This window comes from Mesorhizobium sp. M7A.F.Ca.CA.002.05.1.1 (assembly GCF_003998335.1).
Taxonomy (GTDB): Bacteria; Pseudomonadota; Alphaproteobacteria; order Rhizobiales; family Rhizobiaceae; genus Mesorhizobium.
The window spans coordinates 1-2921 of the sequence record NZ_RZQI01000765.1; the positions used below are offsets into that span (position 1 = coordinate 1).

A 2921-nucleotide genomic window follows, 5' to 3' on the forward strand; every position below is an offset into this window, starting at 1 on the left:
GTCTTCAGCGGGTTGGCGACGATGTAGTTGTCGGGATGGCCGAGATAGTTCGGCAGGTAGAAGACGAAATAGGCGAAGAAGAACAGGAACACGATCATGCCGAACGCGTCCTTGATGGTCGCGTAGGGGGTGAAGGCGACAGTGTCGGTCTTCGACTTGACCTCGATACCCGTCGGGTTCGACTGGCCCACGACATGCAGCGCCCAGATGTGCAAAACGACGACGCCGGCAATCATGAACGGCAACAGATAGTGCAGCGCAAAGAAGCGGTTCAGCGTCGGGTTGTCGACGGCAAAGCCGCCGAGCAGCAGCTGCTGGATCCAGTCGCCGACCAGCGGAATGGCGCTGAAGAAACCCGTGATGACGGTGGCACCCCAGAAGCTCATCTGGCCCCATGGCAGCACGTAGCCCATGAAGCCGGTCGCCATCATCAGGAGATAGATGATGCAGCCGAGGATCCACAGCAGCTCGCGCGGCGCCTTGTAGGAGCCGTAATATAGGCCACGGAAGATGTGGATGTAGACGGCGACGAAGAAGAACGAGGCGCCGTTCGAATGCATGTAGCGCAGCAGCCAGCCCGAATTCACGTCGCGCATGATCTTCTCGACCGAGCCGAAGGCGAGATTGGTGTCGGCCGTGTAGTGCATGGCCAGCACGATGCCGGTCAGGATCTGCGCCACCAGCATGATCGACAGGATGCCGCCAAACGTCCAAGCGTAGTTGAGGTTGCGCGGCACCGGATAGGCGACGAAGCTGTCATAGACCAGCCGCGGCAGCGGCATGCGGGCGTCAAACCAGCGTCCGAGACCGGTTTTGGGCGTATAGGTCGAGTGTCCCTCGCTCATCGAAATGTCCCCTGCCTCAACCGATAAGGATCTTGGTATCGGAAATGAACTTGAATACCGGCACCGCCATGTTCTCAGGCGCCGGGCCTTGGCGGATGCGTCCGGCCGTGTCGTAGACCGAGCCGTGGCAAGGGCAGAACCAGCCGCCGAAATCGCCTTCCTGGCCGAGCGGAATGCAGCCGAGATGGGTACAGACCTGAACCATCACCATCCAGGCTTCCTTGCCGGGCGTGGTGCGATTGGCGTCGGTCGCCGGTGCATCGGCCGGCAGATTGGCGTTGCGGGCGATCGGGTCCTTGAGATCGGCCAGCTTGACGGCCTCGCCGTCCTTCATTTCCTGTTCGGTGCGGTTGCGGACCACGACCGGCTTGCCGCGCCATTTGACGATCAGCGACATGCCCGGCGTCAGCGAGGCGACGTCGACTTCGACGGAAGCGAGCGCCAGCGTCGAGGCATCGGGGCGCATCTGGTCGATGAACGGCCACGCGAAGGCACCCGCGCCGACCACTGCGGCCATGCCGGTGGCGACGTAGAGAAAATCACGACGGTTGGGATCCTGGGTGTCGGTTGCGCTCACGGGTGCCTGATCCTTTCGCCTTTCCGTGCCGGTGGCTGAGCCTTGTTCCCCGCTCAATTACGCCAACCCGACAGCGCATGGCGAACAGGCTTGCGAATTCCTCCGGCATTTGGACTTCGGTTTATGCGTGAAGCCCGTTTTTGTCCAGACGGGTGAAGGCACAAGGGCAGATTGTCGCGGGGACAAAATCCGCCACCGCTCAACGCGACGCCGGATAGCCGCCAAACATCGCTAAACAACCGGGAAACAACCGCAAATCCGACGCCCCTGTTCGGCTCGACACAAGGCGCCAGCCGGGTCTATCCTTGTATCATGGCACACGTCATAGACCGCGACACCTGGTCTGTTCGCTCCGACCATTGGAAGGGCGAATTGCAATGTGGCGCCTACGGCTCCAACTCCTGCCTGATCTTCAACTATTTGCCTGGCGTCGGCGGCGGCCCCCGCCTGCACACGCATCCCTACGCGGAGATCTTCATCATCCGCCAGGGCACCGGCCTGTTCACTGTCGGCGACCAGGAGATCGAGGCATCCGCCGGCCAGATCCTGATCGTGCCGCCCAACACGCCGCACAAATTCACCAATCTCGGCCCAGGCCCGCTGGAAACGACCGACATCCATGAAAACGGCAGCTTCATCACCGAATGGCTGGAGTGACCCCTATTTCGCGCCGAGCCTGGCCAGCACCGCTCTCGGGATGTTGTATTCACGAATGACGGCATCGTGCTTGCGCAAGCCGCACAGCTCGCGCTGGATGAAATAGCCATGCACCGCCTCGGCGGCATCCTTGAGCAGCCGGGGGCGCAGTTGCTCGTCGGCATTGTCGCGCAGCCTGGCCAGCGTTTCCTCTACCCGCTGGCCGGCGCGGCCGAGTGCTGCCGCCTTTTCCGCCAATATTTCATGGCCGAGCGCGTCGAAGGCGGCTTCGGCGGCCGAGCCGCCGGCAAGATGAGATGGCGGACGCAAGGACATTTCAGTCTCCTTTCGCGAAAACCATGCGGTGAGTGACGAATTCTTCGCCTTCCACGTGCGTAAATCCAAGCCGTGCGTAAAAACCAAAAGCCTCTTGCGGCGCGCGGGTGTTCAGCGCGGCGAAATGGTGACGTGCCCTGTCGATAACGGTTTCGATCAGCATCCGGCCAAGGCCGGCGCGACGGTGACGCGCACTGACGAACAGGTGCCGGACCCGGCCGTGGTCCCTGGCCTCGAAATAGGGATCGATGTTCAACCCGCACACGCCGGCGAGTTCCCTTCCATCCCAGGCTCCGTACAGCGCCTCGCCCCGTTTCAGGAACTTGTTGCGGCCACTTGCCCAGCCATCCGCCAGGCGCACCAGCATCCAGTAGCCTTCCTGCCGGCTCTCTTCCTTCAGCGTGTCGAAAGCCGGCATGGTCGGCCGGAGCCGCTTGAGAACGTAGCCGACCTCTGAGATGGCGCCTGTTGATCCACCCATGGAGCTACTCCGCCGGGCGTGTCTCTTCGAGCACGCTGTCCTCGTG

At 62.2% G+C, this 2921-nt stretch carries 5 protein-coding genes; 1 reads left to right on the forward strand and 4 read right to left on the reverse strand.

Annotation, left to right across the window (positions count from 1 at the left end; genetic code table 11):
* Window positions 1-845, reverse strand: an 845-nt coding sequence (locus EN939_RS28060; RefSeq protein WP_127270958.1) for a cytochrome b, incomplete at its 3' end; no start/stop codon positions are given.
* Window positions 846-861: 16 nt separating this feature from the next.
* On the reverse strand, window positions 862-1422 hold the full coding sequence (gene petA / locus EN939_RS28065; protein ID WP_127270959.1) for a ubiquinol-cytochrome c reductase iron-sulfur subunit: 561 nt from the start codon (window positions 1420-1422) through the stop codon (window positions 862-864).
* 312 nt (window positions 1423-1734) lie between these two features.
* Between petA and EN939_RS28070 the strand changes: the two genes are divergently transcribed.
* Window positions 1735-2079 (forward strand): cupin domain-containing protein, encoded by a 345-nt coding sequence (locus EN939_RS28070; RefSeq protein ID WP_127270961.1) that lies wholly within the window; start codon window positions 1735-1737, stop codon window positions 2077-2079.
* A gap of 3 nt (window positions 2080-2082) precedes the next feature.
* Here the strand turns inward: EN939_RS28070 and EN939_RS28075 are convergent, their stop codons facing one another.
* Window positions 2083-2394: a DUF6665 family protein gene (locus EN939_RS28075; RefSeq protein ID WP_127270963.1), complete on the reverse strand. Its 312-nt coding sequence runs from the start codon at window positions 2392-2394 to the stop codon at window positions 2083-2085.
* Window position 2395: 1 nt separating this feature from the next.
* A complete protein-coding gene (locus tag EN939_RS28080) occupies window positions 2396-2812 on the reverse strand; it encodes a GNAT family N-acetyltransferase (RefSeq protein ID WP_245465203.1) in 417 nt (138 codons plus the stop codon).
* Window positions 2813-2921 lie beyond the last annotated feature (109 nt).

What these genes read in the sequence shown, in the direction of transcription:
- EN939_RS28070 (WP_127270961.1), top strand. Translation starts at nt 1,735, where the DNA reads ATGGCACACGTCATAGACCGCGACACCTGGTCTGTTCGCTCCGACCAT.
- EN939_RS28075 (WP_127270963.1), bottom strand. Translation starts at nt 2,394, where the DNA reads ATGTCCTTGCGTCCGCCATCTCATCTTGCCGGCGGCTCGGCCGCCGAA.
- EN939_RS28080 (WP_245465203.1), bottom strand. Translation starts at nt 2,812, where the DNA reads ATGCCGGCTTTCGACACGCTGAAGGAAGAGAGCCGGCAGGAAGGCTAC.